We start from the raw sequence: 20,350 nt of genomic DNA on the forward strand, positions 1-20,350 counted from the left end.
CGATGACGAAACGCAGGCTGCTGATCGGCGCGGCCCTGACCGCGGTCGTGGCGCTGGTGGTGGCCGCCGGGCTGTACGTGCTGATGAACTCACGCGGCTTCCAGCTCGCCGGCCGGATCGTCCCGCGCGTGGACACCGAGCGCAAGGTGGTCGCGCTGACCCTGGACGACGGTCCCACCGAGTACACGCCCGAGATCCTGAAGGCCCTTGCCGACGCCGGAATTCCGGCGACCTTCTATCTCGTCGGCCGGGATCTGGCGGCCAACCCCGGCCAGGGCGCGGCCATCGCCCGGGCGGGCCACGAGATCGGCAATCACACCTACACCCACCGCCGCATGATCCTGGTCGGCGCCGATACCGTGCGCGAGGAGATCGAGCGCACCGACGCCGAGATCGCGAAGACCGGCTACCCCGGCGTCGTCACGGTCCGCCCGCCCTACGGCAAGAAGCTCATCGGGCTACCGCGCTATCTCTCGGATCACGACCGGACCACCGTCATGTGGGACGTGGAACCCGATTCCGGGAAGCACCCCACCACCGCGGACATCGTGTCCGAGACCGTGTCCCAGGTGCGCCCGGGCTCGATCATCCTGCTGCACGGCATGTACGAATCCGGCGCTGCCTCGCGCGCGGCCATCGGCCCGATCGCCGCGGAACTGCGCGCGCGGGGCTATGAATTTGTGACCATCGCACAGTTGCTCGCCGAATAGATCACGTGAATTCCCAGACTTGTGCAGTTGTCCGAATAAACACCTACACTGTCTGGGACGTGTACTGAGCTCTGGAGAGGTGACACGATGGGAGACCGGACGGTCGTCGCTGACGTCGCCGACGAACTGGCGCGGCGGGTCGCAGCGGGAGAGTACGCCCCCGGTGGTCTGATGCCGTCCGTTCGGCAGGTCGCCGACGAGTTCGATCTGAATCGTGCGACGGCGCAATTGATTCTGGGGCGACTGGAATCGTACGGATTCGTGGACGCCCATCGCGGTAAGGGTTTCGTCATCCGGGACGTGCGCGCCGAGGGCGGCGTGGACGTGTACCGGCGGTTGTTCCGGCTCTCGATGCCGAACCCCGAGATCGCCGCCGAGATGTTCGGCAACATCGTCGAGGAGGAGCGCGGCATCGCCCTGGAGGCGCTGCTCGCCTACACCGGCAGTGATCGGGCCATCGATCCGGCGGTCTTCAAGGCCGAGGTCGACGAGCTGGAAACCCTTGCGCGCGGCGCCGATCCGGACCCGTACCGGATGCTGCGCATCGAGCTCGGGCTGCTGCGGCGGTTGCTCACCGCGCTCGGGCACAACATGCAGCGCGCGGTGCTCAACTCCATCGGCGAGATGATTCTCGAGGTGCCCGAGGCGGTTCGGGCCTATTTCGCGGTCTCCCCGGACCTGCACGTGCTGGTGTGGCGCGCGCTCATCGCCGTCTGGGAATCCGAGGGCGGACCGAGCGAGGCGCAGCTCGCGCTGTTCGAGGACCTGTTCGGGCTGTACCACCAGAAGGTGGTGGCCCGATTCGAGGAAATGGTCGGTGCCCTGGACGAATCCGCGGATTCCGCGGGTGCGGGCGTCACCGGCATCGGCGCCGAGCCCGCGCACGCCGCCACGGCCTGATCCGGGTACGGCCCGGTTCGCCGGGCTTGTCTGAGACGACGACGCCGACGCGCCACCACTCGTGGTCGAGGGCCCGGCCGGGGGATCGGCCGGGCCGCACGCGCGGCGCTATTGCCCGATAACGGCATTCATGATGGTGCCCGCACTGGTGGCGATCACGCCGCCCACAAGCGCCCCCGCGATCTGCTTGGGTGACTGCAGCGCGCCGCCGCTCCATTTCTCCCAGGCGAAGCGGCCGCCGGCGTAGATGATGGCGATCGTGCCCGAGAGCAGGACGAACCAGGTGAAGTAGCGGACCAGGCGCAGCAGCTTGTCGGCGGCCGGCGGGGTTTCCGGGGTCGGATCGAAGACTTGGGCCAATGACGCTCCAGTGGCCAGCAAATCGTGGGCGGCAGTCAGAATCATCTCGGCGCTCTTCCACGTGACGGCAGTTCCCTATCCGGAGTACCCGCCTAATGCTGTGTCTTGCAAGGCGAGAACGCAAGGGTGGAACGGGAGCCGCTGCACCGCAGGGGCGCACGAAACCGGACTCGCGGGGGTGTGTACGCTCACCGGGGCGAGCGCGCCGAACCCCCGCGCGGGGACCGGGTTTCAGTCGACGTCGTTGTCCGCGGAGAGATACGCGATGGCGGCTAGATACTGCCGACAGGCGAAGTGCTGATCGTGCGCGTGCAATATGGTGCGGGCCCGGCGATAACTGAGGCCGCGCGGTTCTACGTCGCAATCGTCACCGGAGAGTTCGGTGCTGGGGGCGAGCATCTGTGTCATGGGATGCCTCTGGCCGAGGGTGGAATTGGTTAACCGAGTGTAGGGGCGTGAATCGTGCAGATGCAAGTGCATCTGCACGTTCGACACGACGTGTCGAGAGTCTTCCGTCCCATTCGGTGTTGTTGTGGCGTCAGGGTTTACGCGCCAGGCCCCCGTAGGCCGATATGTCCGGAGCGAACTCCACCGCGGCCGGTTCGATGCCCCACCGGGAGATCGGGACGAAGCCGGGCGCGAGCAGACGCAGCCCCTCGAACGCGGCCAGCAACTGTTCCTTGGGTCTCGGGATGTACGGCACGCCACCGGACTTGCCGTATTCCTGCCACAGCTTCACGTACGCGTCGCTGTCGGTGGTGCCGTCCCACAGCGCGAGGTAGCTGCCGGCCGGCAGCTGCGCCATGAGGGCTCCGACGATGCGCTCGAGGTCGCCCGCGCCGCGGGCGTGACCGAGCACCCCCATGAACATCACGGCGATCGGCTCGTCGAAATCCAGGACTTTTCGGGCATCCGCGACAATTTGGTCAGGTTCGTGGAAATCGTGCTCCGAGAAGGTGATAGCGCCCTCGGCCCCGCTGCTGAGCAGTGCCCGGCCGTGCGCGAGCACGAGCGGATCGTTGTCCACGTAGACCACCCTTGACCGCGGATTCATCTCCTGCGCGATCTCGTGGGTGTTCCGGGTAACCGGCAGTCCGCTGCCGATGTCGAGGAACTGGCGCACCCCCAGTTCGCCCGCGAGCGTACGCACGGCGCGAATCAGGAACTGCCGCGATTCCATCGCCATGGTGCGGATGTCGGGGTCGATGGCCAGGCTCGCGTCCCCGACCGTGCGATCGATCTCGTAGTTGTCCTTACCACCCAGCCAGTAGTTCCAGATCCGCGCGGAGTGCGGGACATCGGTGCGGATAGCCGGATGTTGTACGTCGGACATGGCGGCTCCTCGACAGGTGTGCTCAGCACGTTCGCTGGGGGATATGCCCAGTGACAGTACAAGATTCGCCAAGTGTTGACCTGAGGGTTGGCGCTATCCGCGCGGAAGGTGAGTTACGGTACCGACCGGTATGTAACGCCGGAAAATCTTCGCAACTTCGCAGCGGCAAAACCGACACCAAGATCAATGCTGTTGTGTTGCAAAGGATCAGCCTGCGCAGAGCCATCGATGCGGGGCTACCTGCGTGCTATCGTTCGTCTTGCGGTTGCAACTGTAAGAACATTTGCTCGAACATTTGCACTTACTGGACCACCGCCTACGGGCGGTACCGGCATAGGAGTCTGAGATGACCGATACATCCGCAGCCCCGTTCGACCCGGCGGAACTGTCTTGGCGCAAGAGCACTTTCAGTAATCCGAGCGGTAACTGCGTGGAGCTGGCGCAGCTGTCGGACGGTGGAGTGGCCATGCGCAACTCGCGGGACCCCCACGGTTCGGTGCTCGTCTACACCCGCCCCGAGATCGAATGCTTCATCCTGGGCGCCAAGAGCGGAGAGTTCGACGATCTGGCGTTCTGAGCGGTAGCATTGGCAATCGGCGCGGTGGTTCGCGACGCTGCTGTTGTGTCCACTGCCGGCAATCCCGAGCATCGGAGTGGACCTCATGATCGCTGAACCCGTTCCCCACGGTCGGGTGAATTCCGCTGTCGCCGAACGCGGCCCGACCGCACTCCGTATTGCGGTGGGCGGGCAGCTACGGAAACTGAGGGAAGAGAACAAGATCACCCGGGAGGCCGCCGGTGAACACATCCGCGGCTCCCACGCCAAGATAAGTCGCCTGGAACTCGGGCGAACCGGATTCAAGGAGCGGGACATCCGGGATCTGCTGAGCCTCTACGGCGTCAGCGATCCCGGTGAACTCGAACAGTTCTTGGATCTCGTACGCAAGGCGAACCAGCCGGGCTGGTGGCACCGCTACAGCGATTTGCTGCCGTCCTGGTTCGAGACCTACCTGGGTCTGGAACATGCCGCCAAGTCCATTCGGACGTACGAAGGCCAGCTCATTCCGGGCCTGCTGCAGACCGCCGATTACGCGCGCTCCGTCGTCGCTCTCGGGCACGACGAGGACGGCGAGCGACGCGTATCGCTGCGCAGGCACCGCCAGGAACTGCTGACGCGCGAAGGCGCGCCGACGTTCTGGGCGGTATTGGACGAGTCGGTGCTGCGGCGTCCGGTGGGCGGCCCCACTGTCATGCGTGGGCAGCTCGAGTATCTCCACGAGATCTCGTTGCTGCCCAACGTGACGATTCAGGTCCTGCCGTACGCGGCGGGCGGCCATGCGGCGGCGGGCAGTTCGTTCACCATGCTGCGCTTCGCCGAGTCCGAACTGCCCGACATCGTGTACCTGGAGCAGCTGACGAGCGCGCTGTACCTGGATCGCCGGGAGGATCTCGAGCTCTACCGGCAGGTCATGGACCAGCTGAGTGTGCAGGCCGAGCCGCCGGAGCGTTCGCGCGAATTCCTGCGGGAGATCGCCGACTCGCTCTGAGTCTGATGGGCCCGTTCTGTGAACGGGCCTGTTGTGGTGCGCGAAAACGGCCGGCCGGCACGCGGATCGAGGTATCCCGCGGCGCTGCGAGGCCGGGGTAGATAGTGGAATAGCGGGTGAGCGTACGACGCGGCAACGGCGTCGGCGCCGCTTCGTGGTGCGCGTATGCCCGAGGGTGTACCGGGTGTACACATGCTGGCGGGGCCCCTCGCGGGGCCCCGGTCAGGCCGTGCAGTGCAGTTCAGATCACTGCCTGATGAAACTGGACGCGATGCGCCAGAACGCGTCGCGCTGCAAGGAATGCAGATCCCAGTCGTTCACCATCGCGTGTGCGGTGGTGACTATTCGGTCGATATCGAAATCGTACCGAGTGGCCGCTCCGGTGGATTCGACCTGCCCGATTACGAATGCGGTCGCCGTCTCGCGTGAATAGGTGTGCGCCGGCTGATTCCTTTCGGCGAACCCGAGTCGGCTGAGGTTGATTGGCTGGTTCATTAGAACGCCCCTGATGCCAAGCCGTCGGCAAACCTGTGGCGCGGAATCGCCGGTGATTTACCGTTCGGCTCCCTGGTTATCCCCTACGGTGCCTTACACCCCGAGTCTATGACCGTGCTCCGCGCAGATGCAAGTACATCTGCAACCTCGAATTCGCAGGTCCGGCAACGATTCCGGGATGCCAAGAGTTTGCGCTGCGAGCCCGCCGGGAGTGCCCGGATGGTGCGGTCAGGAGTATTTCTGAACGAAAATACTGGTCAGATCAGACTTTTTCGCCGGTGATTCGAGATCGACATCCGGCACGCCGATGAACTGGAGGGATTCTGGTCCCCGCCAATGGGATTGCACATCGATGCGAAGATGTTTCCCGGCTCGAAAATTGTTTGTCCCGAGCCGGTTCCGGAGGTTGAAGCGGGACGCCGGCGCCCCTTCTTACTCGTCGCCGGGCTCCGGCCGGACCGCCCTGCCGTGTTCGGTCACCAGCAGGACGATTCCCGCCCCGAGGAACACCACGGCCGCCACCGCGCCCACGAGCGCTCCGTCGGACCAGCCGTGGCCCGCGGCGGTCGCCGTGAGCGCCGCGGCGATGAGGGCCAGGGCGGTGAGGGCCAGGCCGGGCAGCGTCCGCACTTCGGCAAGGGGCACCGCCGGGGAAGTGCGGGCGCCGCGATCGGATTCGATGAATCGGTGTCCGGCCCGCGCGGCGCCGTGTCCGGCCTGCGCGGTGCGATTCAGCCTGCGGGAAGTGCCGAGGGGTGCGGGCTGCATCATCACTGACCTCTTCTCCGCCCCGGACCTCAGGGCCGATGGCATGTGGTTACCCGGGCCCGTCGAGCGCTAATCACCGGACCTTCCGGACGGTTTGGTCCGCGCTGTGGGAAATGCCACCGGCCGGCGCCGGGTCTTTGTATTGAAACGGGTTCTAGCTGTGTGTTAGGTCTGGGAGCAGTGATTCGATCAGCTGTACTGGACAGGACAGGTGGACCCGTGGTGGACGTCCCGGCGTATTTCGATGTGGTGGGCGACGGCTTCGAGCCGACCCGGTTCGCGGCCAGTCAGTGGAGCGCCGCGCAGATCGTCGGCCCCGCGCTGTGCGGGCTCATGGCCCGGCAGCTCGAACTCGAACACGCCACCGACGGATTCACCCCGGTGCGCCTGACGGTGGACATGTTCAGCGCCGCCCGCTTCGAACACACCGTGCTGCCCACCGTGCGGGTGCGCGACGGCAACCGCATCCGGGTCGCCGATGTGAACGTCATGCAGAACGGCACGATCGCCGCCCGCGCCTCGGCGGTGCTGTTGCGGCCCTCCGAACAGCCCGTGGGCGAGCTGTGGCACCGCGAGCGCGAACCGGTGCCCCCGGCACTCGACATCGCGCCCACGAGCCCGGAACCCAAGATCCCGCTCTTCAGCAGCGCCGCGACCCAGGACGACTGGTCCTCGGTGCCGACCCAGCACGAGAACAACGCGCGGAAGCGCACCTGGCAGAACCCGATTCGGGTGGTGACCGGCGAAGAGCTCTCCCCGTTCCAGCGGGTCGCGCTCGTCGCCGAGGCGACCAGCATGATGACCAACTGGGGTGACGGCGGCATCGGCTTCATCAATACCGATATGACGCTGGCGATCGCGCGCATGCCGCAGGGCTACGAGATCGGCGTCGAGGCCGACAGTCACTTCAGCGAGCGCGGTATGGCCGTCGGTGTGGCGACCCTGTTCGATCGCCTCGGCTCGTTCGGGAACTGCATGGTCACCTCGGTGTCCAACGCCGGCCGGCAGATCAGCAGCGCCCAGCTGGACGCGGTGATGGCCTCGCGCATCTGATCCGCCCCGAGCGAGCGGCCGGCAGCGGATACTCGGGTGGTGATGCTCGACGGTGAGACTTTCGAACAGGGCCCCGGGCTCGATGAGGTGATCGGCTCGGGCCGGCCGCAGGCGGTCGGCAGCTTCCGGTTCTGGTCCGCCGAACAGCGGTGGGAGTGGTCCGACGAGGTGGCCGCCATGCACGGCTACGCGCCCGGCACGGTGCAGCCCACCACTCAGCTGCTGCTCACCCACAAACACCCCGACGATCGAGCGCTGTTCGCCAGCTCGCTGGCCCGGTCGGTGGAGAGCGGGGAGCCGTTCTGCAGCCGCCATCGCATCGTGGACACGGCCGGGGCGGTGCACCACGTCCTCGTCGTGGGCGATCACATGCTCGACGAGGACAACCGGGTCGCCGGCACCTCGGGGTACTACATCGATGTCACCGACACCCTGGCCGAGCACCGGCAGGAGACGCTGGACGACACCCTGCCCGAGCTGTACCAGGCCCGGGCGGTCATCGAACAGGCCAAGGGCGCGCTCATGCTCGTCTACGGCATCAGCGCCGAGCAGGCCTTCCGGGTGCTGACCTGGCGTTCACAGGAGACCAACACGAAACTTCGCACGCTGTCGGGACATCTGGTGGCCGGATTCGCCGAACTGGGCGGAACGACCGTGCAGCTGCGCAGCAGGTTCGATCACCTGCTGCTCACCGTGCACACGCGGTTCGACGCGGAATGAGACGGCGGTACACGGGTTTCGGCGCGACGCCCCGGGGTACGTCGGTCAATGACACGTGCCGGGCGCTCGGATCCGCCGGCAGACCGCGCGATCGACATCCGTCAGGCGAGTGAGTGTTCGAGAATATGCATCAGGCGAATGGATCGAACAATGGCCGGGCGCGGCGCGTTCCACCGGCACGGCGCGGCGGCGGACGGGCGGAGCGGCGTATGCGGGATGGGACCTCTCGATCGGCGGCCGCGGCGGATGTGATCGGCGTGCGCGTCCCCGCCGAGCTGGCGCAGCTGACGATGCTGCGCGCGCTGGCCGAAACAGTGGCTCTGATAGGCGATTTCGCCCTCGACGAGGTGACCGACATCCGGGTCGCGCTCGATGAGGTGGCCACCGCGCTGATCCTGGGCTCGGTCCCGAGCGGCGTGATCGAGTGCGACTTCGCCTACGACGACAATCGCATGCGGATCCGGGTGGGAACCGTCGTGGCCGAACCGGACGCCCTCGACGAGGGCGGCTTCGGCTGGCACGTGCTGAAGACCCTCACCGAGACCATCGGTGTGCGCACCGAAGCCTTCGACGCGGTCGCCGGTGGCTTCCCGACGGTGGTGGAATTCAGCCGCCGCCGTGGGGACTACGACGATCGGGACTGATCCGCGGCGCCCGTTCGGCACGGACCGGTCTCGATGCCGCGTCGAACGGACTACGTCGAATACCCCACGGAGAGCGGCGGTTTAAGGTTGCGGTTACCGCCGAGTTCTGGATCGCCTGGGGGTTGCCGTGCCGCGTTCTTCGTCGAGAATCGCCCTGGGTCTGTCCCGAATCCTCGCCGCCGCACTGCTGCTCGGCTGCGTCGCCGGAACCGCGAACGCCGAGCCGCCGGTCCCGGGCGGGCCCGCCGAGGTGAACGGCTTCGGCTTCGACCCGCTGCCCGCGGTGCAGCAGTGGATCGACGCCGTCCTGCCCGCGCCCGCGCTGCCGCCGGCCCCGGACACCCCGCTGGTCGACGGCGACTCTCTCACAACGGAATTGGCGGCGCTGCGCGCGGCGACCATGCCCACGCCCGTCGGTGACGCCTTCCTGGACGAGTGGCCCGCGGAGTTGGACGGGCTGGCGCCCGGACAGGTCGTCGCGTCGCGCGACGTGAGCGCGGTCGGCGCCCTCACGCTGCTGACGCCCGTGCGGCAGGTCGTGCAGTTCAAGTACCGCACCACCGACGCGCACGGCGCGGCCTCCTACGCGGTGGCCTCGCTGGCGATCCCGGCGGGGGAGTGGACCGGGTCCGGCGGGCGGCCGGTGCTGGTGAACAACCTGCCCATCAACGCGCTGGGCCGCGCGTGCAATCCGAGTTACACCCTGGCGCACGGTATTTCGCTCAACACCAATCTGACCGAGTACCTGCCCCCGACCACCCAGTTGGCCCTGCTGCGCGGGTACGCGGTCCTGCTGCCCGATCACGAGGGCCCGCGGATGGCCTACGCGGAGCCGTACGTGGCCGGGCACGCGATCCTGGACGGCATCCGGGCGGTGCGCGGCGCGCTGCCGAACGAGTTCGGCGACAGCCGTTTCGGGATGGTCGGCTACTCCGGCGGCGCGATCGCGACCAAGGGCGCGGTCAAGCTCCTGGCGGAGTACGCGCCCGAACTCACCGACGTGGTGGCCGGCGCGGCGCTGGGCGGGGTGCCCGCCGACTACGAGTTGCTCGCGCGCAGCATGAACGCGAATCTGGCCTCGGGCATCTTCATGGCCGCGACCTTCGCCGTCGGCCGCGAACGCCCGGAGATCCTGGCCCGCATGAACAATCTGGCGCGCTGGGTGACGACCTCGTTCGTCAAGGACTGGTGCGTGGACACGTTCGCGCTGCCCGGGGTGCTGCACCTGCCCATCGACGTCGCCGCGAACTTCCCCGATCCGCTGCACAGTCCCTTCGCGCAGGAGATCTACCGCGTCACGCGCATGGCGGGCCGGGCATCGCCCGTGCCGCTGTACATCTACCACGGCGCGCAGGAGTTCTGGGTGCCCGAGCAGGGCGCGCGGGACCTCTACGACGAACAGTGCGCGCTCGGCGCGCGGGCGGTGTACCGCAGTGTGTTCGGCGAGCACATCATCGCGGCGGCGGTGGGGTACCCGGAGTCGCTGCTGTGGCTGGACGAACGCCTGCGCGGTGTACCCGCTCCGAACGAATGCTGAAGCGCCCCTTGGTGATAGCGGTGCGCGGGGGCGTGCTGGAACGCCCCGCGCGGCTAACCGCCGGCCGAAGGTGAACCCGCGCACCGGCTCTGCGGGCCCCGTGACGCGATCAGGTCCCCGGCCGGATCGACCGGGGACCTGATCGCGAGGTCACACGCCCTGCCGGGCGTCTCTCACATGGGGAACAGGTTGTGCTTGCGCGGGTTGTGCTTGCGCACGGCGCCCTTGTCGCGCAGCAGCTTGAGCGCCTTGCGGATCTCGAGCCGGGTGGTGGACGGTTCGATGACCGCGTCGATGTAGCCGCGCTCGGCCGCGGTCCACGGCGTGGCGACGGTGGCGTTGTAGAAGTCGATCATGTTCTGCCGCACCGCCTCCCGCTGATCCTCCGGGGTCGCCTCGAGGGTGCGCTTGCCGACGATCGGGATCATGGACTCCGCGCCCATGACCGCCAGGCGCGCGGTCGGCCAGGCCAGGGCCACGTCGGCGCCGAGCTGCTTGCAGCCCATGACCGCGAAACCGCCGCCGTACGCCTTGCGGGTCACGATGGTCACGATCGGCACGGTGGCCTCGATCAGCGCGCGGAACATGCGGCCGCCGCGCTTGATGACGTGATTGCGCTCCTCGTCCACGCCCGGCAGCACGCCCGGGGTGTCGACGACGTAGATCAACGGCAGGTTGTAGGCGTCGCAGAGCCGGATGAAGTGCGCGGCCTTGTCCGAGCACGCGGCGTCGAGCGCGCCGCCGAGCACCAGCGGCTGGTTCGCCAGCACGCCGACCGGACGCCCGTCGACGCGGGCGAACCCGGTGATCAGGTTCTCCGAGGTCTTCGCGCCGATCTCGTGGAAGTGGCCGTCGTCGAAGATGCGCAGCAGGATCTCGTGCATGTCGTAGCCGACCTTGTCGGCGTCGGGCATGAACGTGTCCAGTTCACGGTCGGTGGCGGTGAGCTCGGGCTCGAGGCCGGGGTTCACCACGGGCGCCGGCTCGACGCAGCTGGTCGGCAGGTAGCTCAGGTATTCGCGAACCCAGGCGAACGCCCCGGCCTCGTCCTTGGCGACGTGGTGGACGGTGCCGTTCTTCTCCAGCGCACGGGCGCCGCCGAGTTCCTCGGCGGTCACCGAGGAACCGGTGACGGCCTTGATGACCTCGGGACCGGTGACGAACATGTACGAGTCCTCGGTCGCGACCAGGACATCCATGTTGATCGGGCCGTACACCGAGCCCGCCGCGCACTTGCCGAACATGACCGCGATGGTCGGCACGAAGCCGGACAGGTCGTCCAGCGGACGGCACATGTTCGCGTACCAGGCCAGCGAGGCGACGCCGTCCTGGATGCGCGCGCCGCCGGAGTCGTTGATGCAGATCACGGGGCAGGCGTTGTTGTAGGCGAAGTCCATGGCGGCGCGCACGCGGCGGCCGAAGACCTCGCTGACCGAACCGCCGTACACCGAGGGGTCGTGCGAGATCACCACGACCGGGCGGCCGTCGATGTAGCCGCGGCCGGTGACCACGCCGTCGCCGTAGTAGGCGTCGGGCTTGCCGGGCTGGCGCATGAGCGCGCCCATCTCGACGAAGGTTCCCGGGTCCAGCAGCATGTGCACCCGTTCTCGGGCGCTGGGGATGCCCTTGGCGAGCCGCTTCTGAATGCCCTTCTCACCCGAGGGTTCTTCGGCAATCTCGAGCAGTTTGCGCAGTTCCGCCAGCTTTTCCGCTGTACCCGTCATTACTTCGGTCTTGCCTTTCCGCCTCTATCAGTGGGCCGGATCGCGGCCCGACCATGCACGGTACCCCGCCTCACCCCTCCCTAACCACCGAACGATCACCGAACGCCTCGGTAACGTGTGCCGGGCACCACAGCGGGGTTCGCGAAACAATCAGCGATACACTGCGGCCCGTGAGCTCACCCATGACTGTGCGGGCCGGTACGCCCGAGGTGGTTCGGCCCGATCTGAATACGTTCGGGTTCTCCGAGATGCGGCGCACCGCGATCGTGGGCGCGGTGCTCGGGGGCGCGGTCACCCGCAGCGTGCTGCGCGGCGGGTTGCGCAGGACCAAGCGTAAGCGCGCGGTCGCCGACGGTGTGGTGAACGGCTTCGAATCGCTCGGCCCGATGTTCGTCAAACTGGGTCAGCTCATCGCCTCCTCGCCCGGCGCCTTCCCACGCGAGCTGGCCGACGCCTGCCTGCGCTGCCTGGACGACATGGCGCCGTTCCCCTCCGCGGATGCCCGCGCGATCATCGAATCCGAGCTGGGCAAGCCCATTTCCGAGCTCTTCCGATCCTTCGACGACGAGCCGCTCTCGGCGGCCTCGATCGCCCAGGTGCACGCCTGTGTGCTGGCCGACGGCCGTCCCGCCGTGGTCAAGGTGCAGCGCCCGGAGATCGCGCGCCGCATGATCGTGGATCTGCGCGCGGCGATGAAGCTGGCGAAGACGCTGGAGAAGCGTTCGGAGAACGCCCGGGTCGCCAATACCCAGGCGGTGGTGCGCGATCTGTACGAGGCCACCGTGGCCGAACTGAACTTCCTCATCGAGGCCGACAACCAGACCCGGGCCCGGCACAACCTGACCGTCTTCGGCGACAACACCAATGTCGTTGTCCCCGAGGTGTATTGGGAGTACACCGCGCCCCGCGTGCTGTGCATGGAACGCATGCGCGGCATGCCCCTGGACCGCTTCGACGACATTCGCGCGGCGCACCCGGACTCCGAGCTGCTCATCCGCCGCCTGGTGAAGGCGTGGATGGAGAGCGTCGCGGTGCACGGGCTGTTCCACGGTGACGTGCACGCGGGCAATCTCTGGCTGCTCGACGACGGCCGGGTGGCCATGCTCGACTTCGGCATCGTCGGCCGGATGGAGACCGAGTGGCGCGAGTTCGTGCGCGCCCTGTTCTACGCCAGCGCGATCGACAACGACTTCCGCCCGGTGGCCCGCGCCCTGCGCAAACTCGACATGGTCGCGGACGACAGCGGCGACGACGCGACGATCGGCCGCCAGCTCGCGGTGGCCCTGGGCCCGGTCCTGAACGGCAGCCTGGACAAGCTCGACCTCGGCGTCGTGGCCGCCCGCCTGCTCGAGTTCGGCAAGCGCCGCGGCGCCGCGGGCCCCGAACAGCTCATCCTCATGGGCAAGCAGCTCGGCTACTTCGAGCGCTACGCCGTGGCCCTGGCCCCCGGCTGGAAGCTCGGCCGCGACCTGTTCCTGTTCCGCAACGTCTTCCCCGACGAGGTGGCCGCCAAGCTCGCCGAGTCCGGCGCCGAGCTCCCGGCGAACTGACGCCCGGCGTACCGGCGAGGTAACTGGACGATTGTCCGGCGGAAACGGGCGTCGCTGAATACACTGCGCCAGCAGTTGTATTCGAGGAAAGATCGACAATGACGACGTCTCGTACCGAGGAGTCGCGGGAGACGGCGCCGCCGCGGTGGCGCGATCGCAACCGCTACTTCTGGTTGTTCGGGCTGGTGCCGCCGACCGCCGTGTTCCTGGCCACCGGCCTGGTGTGGGTGTTCGGGCTGCTGGGCTGGCAGGCCGCGGCGCCGGTGTGGTGGTGGATCGGGCCGCTGCTGGTCTACACGTTGTTGCCGGCGATGGACCGGCTGTTCCTACCCGATCTGGAGAACCCGCCCGAGGACGCGATGGCGTGGCTCGAGCAGGATCGGTACTACCGCTACTGCGTGTACGCCTACATCCCGTGCCAGTTGCTGAGCCTGGTCTACGGCTGCTACCTGTGGACCGCGTCCGAGTTGTCCTGGCTCGGGCTCGACGCCGGGCTCGGCCCGGTGTCCAAGCTCGGGCTCGCGCTGACCGTCGGTGTCATGGGCGGGGTCGGCATCAACACCGCGCACGAGCTCGGGCACAAGAAGACCGAGCTCGAGCGCTGGCTGTCGAAGATCACGCTGGCGCAGACGTTCTACGGGCACTTCTACATCGAGCACAATCGCGGCCATCACGTGCGCGTGGCGACGCCCGAGGATCCCGCCAGCGCGCGTTTCGGCGAATCGCTGTGGATGTTCCTGCCGCGCAGCGTGTGGGGGAGCCTGCGCTCGTCCTGGGCGCTCGAGAAGGCGCGCTTGCAGCGAATGGACAAGGGGCCGTGGACGATCCGCAACGACGTGCTCAACGCCTGGCTGATGTCGGCGGTGCTGTGGGGCGCGCTGATCGGCGTCTTCGGCCCGAAGACGCTGCCGTTCCTGCTGATTCAGGGCGTGTACGGCTTCGTGCTGCTCGAGACCGTCAACTACATCGAGCACTACGGCCTGCTGCGTCAGCGCACCGCGCGCGGGCGCTACGAACGCTGCACGGCCGCGCACAGCTGGAACTCGAACCACATCGCGACCAATATCGTGCTCTACCACCTGCAGCGGCACAGTGACCACCACGCCAACCCCACCCGCCGCTACCAGACCCTGCGCACGGTGGACGGCGCGCCCAACCTGCCCGCCGGCTACCCGAGCATGATCGGGCTGGCCTACTTCCCGCCGCTGTGGCGCAAGGTGATGGATCACCGGGTGCTCACCCACTACGACGGCGACATCACCCGCGCGAACATCCAGCCCGGCAAGCGCGAGCGGGTCCTGGCGAAGTACGGGGTGCGGTGATGGCCGCCTTCCGCTGCCCGGTGTGCGACTACGTCTACGACGAGGCGCGCGGCGCGCCCCGCGAGGGCTTCCCGGCGGGCACGCCCTGGTCGCAGGTGCCCGAGGACTGGTGCTGCCCCGACTGCGGCGTGCGCGAACAGATCGACTTCGAGCCGGTTCCCGGCACCTAGCACCGCGCGCGGCGCGGCTACTCCAGCACCGTCGCGAACGCCCCCGCGACCACGGAGTGAATCTGCCCCACGGCCCGGTCGATCGGCCCGGTGGGCTGGAACAGGTGGCTCAGGGCAAGGCGCACAAGGGTTTCGGTGATCGCCGCCAGATCGTCGTCGGTGACCTCGGCGAGGGTGTACTGCGCGCGGATCATGAGCGTGACGGCCGTGATCGCCCGGCCGAGCACGGGTTCGGTCTCGGTCATCAGCACCGGCAGCAGCGCGGTGTCCGGGCCCGTCCGGCCCGCGAGCGCCGCCTTGAGCAGGGTGTTGTCCGCGCCCGTGCGCAGCGTGAACTCGACCGCCGCGCGAATGCCGGGCACCACGTCCCCGGGCTGCTCGGCCAGGCACCGCGCGATGCCGGCCAGGAAGGTGTCCACCTCCTGGCTGATGACCACCTCGGCCAGCTCGTGTTTGTTGGCGAACTCCTTGTAGAGGACCGGGCGGCTGACCCCGACCTCCTTGGCCAGGCGGGACATGTTCACCGCGCCCCAGCCCTCGGCGACCACGATGCGCCGGCCGGTGTCGATGATCCGTTCGCGCAGGAGCTTGCGCATGTCGCTCTGAAAGTTCGGGGCTGCGGCCACGCGCTGATCGTACATGGGCCCTCGATCCGTCTCGTTCATTGACATTTTCAAGACGAGTGTATCTACTGAATACACTTCGTGAAGAAGTGTAAATGTCTAGGAGATCGACAATGACGACGTCTCGTACCGGGGAGGCCCGCGAAGTCGTGCCGCCGCAGTGGCATGACCGCAAGCGCTACCTCTGGCTCTTCGGCCTGGTCGCACCGACCGCCGTATTCCTCACGACCGGGTTCGTGTGGGTGTTCAATCAGCTCGGCTGGCAGGCCGTGTCCCCGGTGTGGTGGTGGATCGGCCCGCTGCTGGTCTACGTGCTGCTGCCGATCCTGGACCGCTTCTTCGGTCCGGACGGGCAGAACCCGCCGGACGAGGTCATGGAGTGGCTCGAGAACGACAGGTACTACCGCTACTGCGTGTACGCCTACATCCCGTTCCAGCTGCTGAGCCTGATCTACGCCTGCTACCTGTGGACCGCCACGGACCTGTCCTGGCTGGGCGTGGACGGCGGGCTGAGCCTGATCTCCAAGTTCGGCCTGGCGCTGAGCATCGGCGTGGTCGGCGGCGTCGGCATCAACACCGCGCACGAACTCGGCCACAAGAAGGAAGAGCTCGAGCGCTGGCTCTCGAAGGTCACCCTGGCGCAGACGTTCTACGGGCACTTCTACATCGAGCACAACCGCGGTCATCACGTCCGCGTCGCGACCCCGGAGGATCCGGCCAGTTCCCGCTTCGGCGAATCGTTCTGGACCTTCCTGCCGCGCAGCGTGTGGGGCAGCCTGCGCTCGTCCTGGGAGCTCGAGGCCACCCGGCTGCGGCGACTGGGCAAGAACCCGTGGACGATTCACAACGACGTGCTCAACGCCTGGCTGATGTCGGTCGTGCTGTGGGGCGCGCTGGCGGTGGCCTTCGGCCCGATGGTGCTGCCGTTCCTGGTGATTCAGGGTGTCTACGGTTTCGCGCTGCTCGAGACGGTGAACTACCTCGAGCACTACGGACTGCTGCGCCAGCGCACCGCGAGCGGCCGCTACGAGCGCTGCACCCCCTCGCACAGCTGGAACTCCGATCACATCGTGACCAACATCTTCCTGTACCACCTGCAGCGGCACAGCGATCATCACGCCAATCCCACTCGGCGCTACCAGATCCTGCGCAGCATGGACGGCGCGCCCAACCTGCCCAGCGGCTACGCCAGCATGATCGGCCTGGCCTACTTCCCGCCGCTGTGGCGCAAGGTCATGGACCACCGCGTGCTGAACCACTACGCGGGCGACATCACGCGCGTGAACATCCAGCCCGCCAAGCGCGAGCGCGTCCTGGCGAAGTACGGGGTGCGCTGATGGCCGCCTACACCTGCCCGGTCTGCGACTACGTCTACGACGAGGCCGCCGGGGCTCCCCGGGAAGGCTTCCCCGCCGGCACCCCGTGGTCGGCGATCCCGGACGACTGGTGCTGCCCCGACTGCGGCGTCCGCGAGAAGCTCGACTTCGAATCCACCTCCGCGAGTACAGGACCCGGCCATGAGCACTGACTACAAACTCTTCCGCTGCCTGGTGTGCGGCTTCGAATACGACGAGGCCCTGGGCTGGCCGGAGGACGGCATCGAGCCCGGCACCCGCTGGGCCGACATCCCCGAGGACTGGTCCTGCCCGGATTGCGGTGCGGCCAAGGCCGATTTCGAGATGGTGGAGGTCAGCCGCTCGTGACGAACGGCCGCATTGTCATCGTGGGCGCCGGCGTCGCGGGCGCCACCGCGGCCCGCACCCTGCGCACCGCCGGATACCCGGGCGCGATCGTGCTGATCGGCGCGGAGGACGACCTGCCCTACCGGCGGCCCATGGTGTCCAAGGAGATGCTCGCGGGCACCGCGGTCGAGCGGCGAACCCTGTTGGAGCCCAGCGAGTTCTGGCAGTCGCGCGACATCGAGGTGCGCACCGGCGCCACCGTGGTGAGCATCGAGCCCGAGCGCGCGCGGGTGCTGCTCGACGACGGCGCCGAGCTCGGCTACGACAGCCTGCTGCTGGCCACCGGTGCGCGCCCGCGCGCACTGCCCGGCTCCGGGGACGGGGTGCACACCCTGCGCGGGCGGGCCGACATCGGGGCCGTGCGCGCCGCGATCGACGCGGGTTCGCTGCTGATCGTCGGTGCGGGACTGATCGGCTGCGAGGTCGCCGCCACCGCGACGACACTGGGCGCGCGGGTGACGATGCTCGACGCCGGGGCCGCTCCGCTGGACCGGATCGCGCCGCCGGTGATCGGTGAGTTCGTGCGGAATCTGCACGCCGGCAACGGAGTCGATATCCACGGCGGGGTGTTGCTGACCGATATCGAGCGGACCGCGCCCGACACGGTGACCGCCACCGCCGAGGACGGCCGCGCCTGGAACGCGCGCGCGGCACTGGTTGCTATCGGTGCCGTTCCGAACATCGCGCTCGCCGCCGCGGCCGGCATCGCGGTCGCGGACGGCATCCTGGTCGACGAGCGCTACCGCACCAGCGCGCCGGGGGTCTTCGCCGCGGGCGACGCCGCCGCCCGGCTCGATCTGGACACCGGTGTGCACCGTCGCGACGAGCACTGGAACAGCGCGCAGGCCCAGGGCGCGGCGGCGGCCGCCGCGATGCTCGGCACCGCGCCCGAGACGGCCGAGGTCTCCTGGGGCTGGTCCACGCAGTACGGCGTGAACATCCAGTTCGCGGGCCGGATCGAGCCGTCGGACGAGCTGGTCGTGCGCGGCGTGCCGGGTACGCCCGACCTCACCGTGCTGGGTGTGCGCGAGGGCAGGCTCGCCGGTGCGGTGGCGGTCGGTCGTCCCGCCGACATCCGCGCCGCCCGCGATCTCATCGCCCGGCGCGCGGTGCTCGATCCCGCGGTGTGCGCCGACGAGTCGGTGCTCTTGGCGTCGCTTGTCGATCTCGCCCGCAGCGTTAATTGAATCGCAAGCGAGCTAATAACTCGCAATAAGTGAAATACCGCCGAATCAATTATTTGATCGGCGGTATTTTCGATTGCCCGTACATTGCTGAATGGCGTTGCCGGGCCCGGTCATCGGTAATGGGATTGGGCATTTTTCCCTCGAACGGGCCGGTCGGTCAAGCATTTGCACAAACCCCGTGAAGACTGACACGTCAGTCCGAAATCTGTATTACTGTTCGGCCGGTCGGCAACGACCAACAGGGGCAGTGGGGTGGTAAGCATTGGTCGACAAGGCTATTCGGGGGCCCGATCCGCTGGTGCGGCAGGCAATCGATTTCGTTCTCTCCGGGCTGCGCACATTCGGGCGCACCCTGCAATTGGCCGTGGCGGCCTTCCGCTACCTGATCACCGACACCATCGGTCTCAAACATCCGTGGCGCGACACCCTGCAGCAGGGCTGGTTCATCGTCAGCGTGACCGCGATTCCCGCTGTGCTGGTTGCCATTCCGTTCGGCGTCATCGTCGCGGTGCAGGTCGGTAGCCTCACCCAGCAGGTCGGCGCGAGTTCGGTCTCCGGCGCGGCGGGCGGACTCGGGGTGATCCGCCAGGGCGCGCCGATGGTCACCGCGCTGCTGCTGGGCGGCGCCGCCGGTTCGGCCATCGCCGCCGATCTCGGCGCGCGCACCATTCGCGACGAAGTGGACGCGCTGCGCACCATGGGCATCGACCCGGTGCGGCGGCTGGTCGCGCCCCGGCTGGCGGCCATGCTCGCGCTCACGCCGCTGCTGTGCATGCTGATCATCTTCATGGGCGTGTTCACCGGATACGTGATCGCCGTGGGCTTTCAGGGCGTCACGCCCGGCAGCTACCTCTCGGCCTTCTCGGCCTTCGCCAAGATGAGCGATCTGGGCGTGGCGATCGTGAAGTCGATTCTCTTCGGGGTCATCGTGCTCATCGTGTCCTGCCAGCGGGGGCTGGAGGCCACCCACGGTCCCAAGGGGGTCGCCAACGCCGTGAACGCCGCGGTGGTGATCGGCGTGATCGCGGCCTTCGGGGTGAATCTCGTCATCACCCAGCTGGTTTCGATGTTCCTACCGCAGCAGGTGGGCTGATGACGCAGGTTCCCGCCCGCTATCACGCCCTCGGTTCGGTGGGCCGGGTCGCCGAGCGCGGCGCGCAGGCCCCCATGTCGGTTCTCGAATCCCTCGGGCACCAGGCCACTTTCGTCTACGAGGTGCTGGCCGCGATCCCGCACACGCTGCGGGTGTACCGCCGCCAGACCATGCTCATCCTGTCCGACATCACCTGGGGCTCCGGGGCGATCATCGTGGGCGGCGGCACCGTCGCGGTGCTGGCGTTCCTGGGCATCGCGGTCGGCGGCTCCATCGGGGTGGAGGGTTTCACCGCGCTGAACATGGTCGGCATGGGCCCGCTGACCGGGTTCGTCTCGGCCTACGCCAACACCCGCGAGATGGCGCCCATGGTGGCCGCCATCGGTTTCGCCGCCCAGGCGGGCTGCCGGATGACGGCCGAGATCGGGTCCATGCGCATCTCCGAGGAGATCGACGCGCTCGAGGCCATCGGCATCCGGCCCATGCCGTTCGTGGTGACCACGCGCGTCATCGCCGGCGTCATCACCATCGTGCCGCTGCACCTGCTCACGCTCATCCTGTCGTACCTCTCGTGCGCGACGGTGGTGAACGTGCTGCACGGGCAGTCCTCGGGCACCTACTACCACTACTTCAACGCCTTCCTGCAACCGGGAGACGTCGTGGCGTCGCTGATCAAGGCGACGATCTTCGTCATCGCCATCATCCTCATCCACGGCTACCAGGGCTTCTACGCCACCGGCGGCCCGGAGGGCGTGGGCCGGGCCTCGGGCCGGGCCATCCGCGCCAGCCTGGTGCTGGTGGTCATCCTGGACATGATCCTGACGATCGTGATCTGGGGCCTGGACGTCGGCATTCGGATCTCGGGGTGAGTC

General features: G+C 67.9%; 24 protein-coding genes. 17 read left to right on the forward strand and 7 right to left on the reverse strand.

Going from position 1 to position 20,350, the window contains the following annotated elements; translation table 11 throughout:
• Nucleotides 1-2 precede the first annotated feature (2 nt).
• Nucleotides 3-710, forward strand: coding sequence for a polysaccharide deacetylase family protein (locus tag ACWIGI_RS01615; protein WP_454200386.1), 708 nt, complete (start codon nt 3-5; stop codon nt 708-710).
• A gap of 87 nt (nt 711-797) precedes the next feature.
• Nucleotides 798-1,610 carry a GntR family transcriptional regulator gene (locus ACWIGI_RS01620; RefSeq protein ID WP_454200387.1) on the forward strand — a complete coding sequence of 271 codons (813 nt, stop codon included), beginning with the start codon at nt 798-800 and terminating at the stop codon, nt 1,608-1,610.
• A 108-nt stretch (nt 1,611-1,718) separates the two neighbouring features.
• Here ACWIGI_RS01620 and ACWIGI_RS01625 read toward each other — a convergent pair whose 3' ends face one another.
• The 3 genes from ACWIGI_RS01625 to ACWIGI_RS01635 all read right to left on the reverse strand — a co-directional run bounded on the left by ACWIGI_RS01625 (nt 1,719) and on the right by ACWIGI_RS01635 (nt 3,303).
• Nucleotides 1,719-2,015 carry a hypothetical protein gene (locus ACWIGI_RS01625; RefSeq protein ID WP_354989620.1) on the reverse strand — a complete coding sequence of 99 codons (297 nt, stop codon included), beginning with the start codon at nt 2,013-2,015 and terminating at the stop codon, nt 1,719-1,721.
• Nucleotides 2,016-2,201: 186 nt separating this feature from the next.
• Complete coding sequence (locus ACWIGI_RS01630) at nt 2,202-2,378, reverse strand: hypothetical protein (RefSeq protein ID WP_454200388.1); 177 nt, start codon at nt 2,376-2,378, stop codon at nt 2,202-2,204.
• A 130-nt stretch (nt 2,379-2,508) separates the two neighbouring features.
• A complete protein-coding gene (locus ACWIGI_RS01635; RefSeq protein ID WP_454200389.1) occupies nt 2,509-3,303 on the reverse strand; it encodes an SAM-dependent methyltransferase in 795 nt (264 codons plus the stop codon).
• A 346-nt stretch (nt 3,304-3,649) separates the two neighbouring features.
• Between ACWIGI_RS01635 and ACWIGI_RS01640 the strand changes: the two genes are divergently transcribed.
• Both ACWIGI_RS01640 and ACWIGI_RS01645 read left to right on the forward strand, forming a co-directional pair.
• Nucleotides 3,650-3,880: a DUF397 domain-containing protein gene (locus tag ACWIGI_RS01640; protein WP_454200390.1), complete on the forward strand. Its 231-nt coding sequence runs from the start codon at nt 3,650-3,652 to the stop codon at nt 3,878-3,880.
• Nucleotides 3,881-3,965: 85 nt separating this feature from the next.
• On the forward strand, nt 3,966-4,850 hold the full coding sequence (locus ACWIGI_RS01645; protein WP_454200391.1) for a helix-turn-helix domain-containing protein: 885 nt from the start codon (nt 3,966-3,968) through the stop codon (nt 4,848-4,850).
• A 246-nt stretch (nt 4,851-5,096) separates the two neighbouring features.
• Here ACWIGI_RS01645 and ACWIGI_RS01650 read toward each other — a convergent pair whose 3' ends face one another.
• Both ACWIGI_RS01650 and ACWIGI_RS01655 read right to left on the reverse strand, forming a co-directional pair.
• Nucleotides 5,097-5,345, reverse strand: a complete 249-nt coding sequence (locus ACWIGI_RS01650) for a hypothetical protein (protein WP_454200392.1) — start codon at nt 5,343-5,345, stop codon at nt 5,097-5,099.
• A 432-nt stretch (nt 5,346-5,777) separates the two neighbouring features.
• Nucleotides 5,778-6,113, reverse strand: a complete 336-nt coding sequence (locus ACWIGI_RS01655; protein WP_454200393.1) for a hypothetical protein — start codon at nt 6,111-6,113, stop codon at nt 5,778-5,780.
• Between the two features lie 219 nt (nt 6,114-6,332).
• Between ACWIGI_RS01655 and ACWIGI_RS01660 the strand changes: the two genes are divergently transcribed.
• From ACWIGI_RS01660 to ACWIGI_RS01675, 4 genes are all read left to right on the forward strand, one after another.
• Nucleotides 6,333-7,166 carry a thioesterase family protein gene (locus ACWIGI_RS01660; RefSeq protein WP_454200394.1) on the forward strand — a complete coding sequence of 278 codons (834 nt, stop codon included), beginning with the start codon at nt 6,333-6,335 and terminating at the stop codon, nt 7,164-7,166.
• A gap of 42 nt (nt 7,167-7,208) precedes the next feature.
• Nucleotides 7,209-7,886 (forward strand): PAS and ANTAR domain-containing protein, encoded by a 678-nt coding sequence (locus ACWIGI_RS01665; RefSeq protein ID WP_454200594.1) that lies wholly within the window; start codon nt 7,209-7,211, stop codon nt 7,884-7,886.
• A gap of 209 nt (nt 7,887-8,095) precedes the next feature.
• Nucleotides 8,096-8,530 (forward strand): ATP-binding protein, encoded by a 435-nt coding sequence (locus ACWIGI_RS01670; RefSeq protein WP_454200395.1) that lies wholly within the window; start codon nt 8,096-8,098, stop codon nt 8,528-8,530.
• A gap of 127 nt (nt 8,531-8,657) precedes the next feature.
• Nucleotides 8,658-10,067: a lipase family protein gene (locus ACWIGI_RS01675; RefSeq protein ID WP_454200396.1), complete on the forward strand. Its 1,410-nt coding sequence runs from the start codon at nt 8,658-8,660 to the stop codon at nt 10,065-10,067.
• Between the two features lie 173 nt (nt 10,068-10,240).
• Here ACWIGI_RS01675 and ACWIGI_RS01680 read toward each other — a convergent pair whose 3' ends face one another.
• Complete coding sequence (locus tag ACWIGI_RS01680; protein WP_454200397.1) at nt 10,241-11,791, reverse strand: acyl-CoA carboxylase subunit beta; 1,551 nt, start codon at nt 11,789-11,791, stop codon at nt 10,241-10,243.
• Nucleotides 11,792-11,973: 182 nt separating this feature from the next.
• On the opposite strand from ACWIGI_RS01680, the gene ACWIGI_RS01685 reads away from it, so the two are divergent.
• The 3 genes from ACWIGI_RS01685 (at nt 11,974) to ACWIGI_RS01695 (ending at nt 14,833) form a co-directional block, all read left to right on the forward strand.
• Nucleotides 11,974-13,341 (forward strand): ABC1 kinase family protein, encoded by a 1,368-nt coding sequence (locus tag ACWIGI_RS01685; protein ID WP_454200595.1) that lies wholly within the window; start codon nt 11,974-11,976, stop codon nt 13,339-13,341.
• A gap of 98 nt (nt 13,342-13,439) precedes the next feature.
• A complete protein-coding gene (locus tag ACWIGI_RS01690) occupies nt 13,440-14,663 on the forward strand; it encodes an alkane 1-monooxygenase (RefSeq protein ID WP_454200398.1) in 1,224 nt (407 codons plus the stop codon).
• Entirely contained in the window at nt 14,663-14,833 is a 171-nt protein-coding gene (locus ACWIGI_RS01695) for a rubredoxin (RefSeq protein ID WP_454200399.1), read from the forward strand. The genes ACWIGI_RS01690 and ACWIGI_RS01695 overlap by 1 nt, the downstream gene beginning before the upstream one ends.
• A 17-nt stretch (nt 14,834-14,850) precedes the next feature.
• On the opposite strand, the gene ACWIGI_RS01700 is transcribed toward ACWIGI_RS01695, so the two are convergent.
• On the reverse strand, nt 14,851-15,459 hold the full coding sequence (locus ACWIGI_RS01700; protein ID WP_454200400.1) for a TetR family transcriptional regulator: 609 nt from the start codon (nt 15,457-15,459) through the stop codon (nt 14,851-14,853).
• 110 nt (nt 15,460-15,569) lie between these two features.
• Here ACWIGI_RS01700 and ACWIGI_RS01705 point away from each other — a divergent pair, with 110 nt between their 5' ends.
• The 6 genes from ACWIGI_RS01705 (at nt 15,570) to ACWIGI_RS01730 (ending at nt 20,347) form a co-directional block, all read left to right on the forward strand.
• Entirely contained in the window at nt 15,570-16,793 is a 1,224-nt protein-coding gene (locus ACWIGI_RS01705; RefSeq protein WP_454200401.1) for an alkane 1-monooxygenase, read from the forward strand.
• Nucleotides 16,793-16,984: a rubredoxin gene (locus ACWIGI_RS01710; RefSeq protein WP_454200402.1), complete on the forward strand. Its 192-nt coding sequence runs from the start codon at nt 16,793-16,795 to the stop codon at nt 16,982-16,984. Before ACWIGI_RS01705 ends, ACWIGI_RS01710 begins: the two co-directional genes overlap by 1 nt.
• Nucleotides 16,974-17,159, forward strand: a complete 186-nt coding sequence (locus ACWIGI_RS01715; protein ID WP_454200403.1) for a rubredoxin — start codon at nt 16,974-16,976, stop codon at nt 17,157-17,159. The genes ACWIGI_RS01710 and ACWIGI_RS01715 overlap by 11 nt, the downstream gene beginning before the upstream one ends.
• Nucleotides 17,156-18,385 carry an NAD(P)/FAD-dependent oxidoreductase gene (locus ACWIGI_RS01720; RefSeq protein WP_454200404.1) on the forward strand — a complete coding sequence of 410 codons (1,230 nt, stop codon included), beginning with the start codon at nt 17,156-17,158 and terminating at the stop codon, nt 18,383-18,385. Before ACWIGI_RS01715 ends, ACWIGI_RS01720 begins: the two co-directional genes overlap by 4 nt.
• A 262-nt stretch (nt 18,386-18,647) precedes the next feature.
• Nucleotides 18,648-19,478, forward strand: a complete 831-nt coding sequence (locus tag ACWIGI_RS01725; RefSeq protein ID WP_454200405.1) for an MlaE family ABC transporter permease — start codon at nt 18,648-18,650, stop codon at nt 19,476-19,478.
• The gene (locus ACWIGI_RS01730; RefSeq protein ID WP_454200406.1) at nt 19,478-20,347 is read left to right on the forward strand and encodes an MlaE family ABC transporter permease; all 870 of its coding nucleotides are present in this window, start codon (nt 19,478-19,480) and stop codon (nt 20,345-20,347) included. The genes ACWIGI_RS01725 and ACWIGI_RS01730 overlap by 1 nt, the downstream gene beginning before the upstream one ends.
• Nucleotides 20,348-20,350: the final 3 nt, after the last annotated feature.

Source organism: Nocardia sp. NPDC055321, assembly GCF_053645575.1.

Bases quoted from the DNA above. Each gene is read 5' to 3' on its own strand.
- ACWIGI_RS01630 (WP_454200388.1), bottom strand. From the start codon at position 2,378: ATGACACAGATGCTCGCCCCCAGCACCGAACTCTCCGGTGACGATTGC.
- ACWIGI_RS01715 (WP_454200403.1), top strand. From the start codon at position 16,974: ATGAGCACTGACTACAAACTCTTCCGCTGCCTGGTGTGCGGCTTCGAA.
- ACWIGI_RS01695 (WP_454200399.1), top strand. From the start codon at position 14,663: ATGGCCGCCTTCCGCTGCCCGGTGTGCGACTACGTCTACGACGAGGCG.
- ACWIGI_RS01705 (WP_454200401.1), top strand. From the start codon at position 15,570: ATGACGACGTCTCGTACCGGGGAGGCCCGCGAAGTCGTGCCGCCGCAG.
- ACWIGI_RS01625 (WP_354989620.1), bottom strand. From the start codon at position 2,015: ATGATTCTGACTGCCGCCCACGATTTGCTGGCCACTGGAGCGTCATTG.
- ACWIGI_RS01620 (WP_454200387.1), top strand. From the start codon at position 798: ATGGGAGACCGGACGGTCGTCGCTGACGTCGCCGACGAACTGGCGCGG.
- ACWIGI_RS01685 (WP_454200595.1), top strand. From the start codon at position 11,974: ATGACTGTGCGGGCCGGTACGCCCGAGGTGGTTCGGCCCGATCTGAAT.
- ACWIGI_RS01650 (WP_454200392.1), bottom strand. From the start codon at position 5,345: ATGAACCAGCCAATCAACCTCAGCCGACTCGGGTTCGCCGAAAGGAAT.
- ACWIGI_RS01645 (WP_454200391.1), top strand. From the start codon at position 3,966: ATGATCGCTGAACCCGTTCCCCACGGTCGGGTGAATTCCGCTGTCGCC.
- ACWIGI_RS01670 (WP_454200395.1), top strand. From the start codon at position 8,096: ATGCGGGATGGGACCTCTCGATCGGCGGCCGCGGCGGATGTGATCGGC.
- ACWIGI_RS01640 (WP_454200390.1), top strand. From the start codon at position 3,650: ATGACCGATACATCCGCAGCCCCGTTCGACCCGGCGGAACTGTCTTGG.
- ACWIGI_RS01730 (WP_454200406.1), top strand. From the start codon at position 19,478: ATGACGCAGGTTCCCGCCCGCTATCACGCCCTCGGTTCGGTGGGCCGG.
- ACWIGI_RS01655 (WP_454200393.1), bottom strand. From the start codon at position 6,113: ATGCAGCCCGCACCCCTCGGCACTTCCCGCAGGCTGAATCGCACCGCG.
- ACWIGI_RS01710 (WP_454200402.1), top strand. From the start codon at position 16,793: ATGGCCGCCTACACCTGCCCGGTCTGCGACTACGTCTACGACGAGGCC.
- ACWIGI_RS01665 (WP_454200594.1), top strand. From the start codon at position 7,209: ATGCTCGACGGTGAGACTTTCGAACAGGGCCCCGGGCTCGATGAGGTG.
- ACWIGI_RS01635 (WP_454200389.1), bottom strand. From the start codon at position 3,303: ATGTCCGACGTACAACATCCGGCTATCCGCACCGATGTCCCGCACTCC.
- ACWIGI_RS01615 (WP_454200386.1), top strand. From the start codon at position 3: ATGACGAAACGCAGGCTGCTGATCGGCGCGGCCCTGACCGCGGTCGTG.
- ACWIGI_RS01680 (WP_454200397.1), bottom strand. From the start codon at position 11,791: ATGACGGGTACAGCGGAAAAGCTGGCGGAACTGCGCAAACTGCTCGAG.
- ACWIGI_RS01690 (WP_454200398.1), top strand. From the start codon at position 13,440: ATGACGACGTCTCGTACCGAGGAGTCGCGGGAGACGGCGCCGCCGCGG.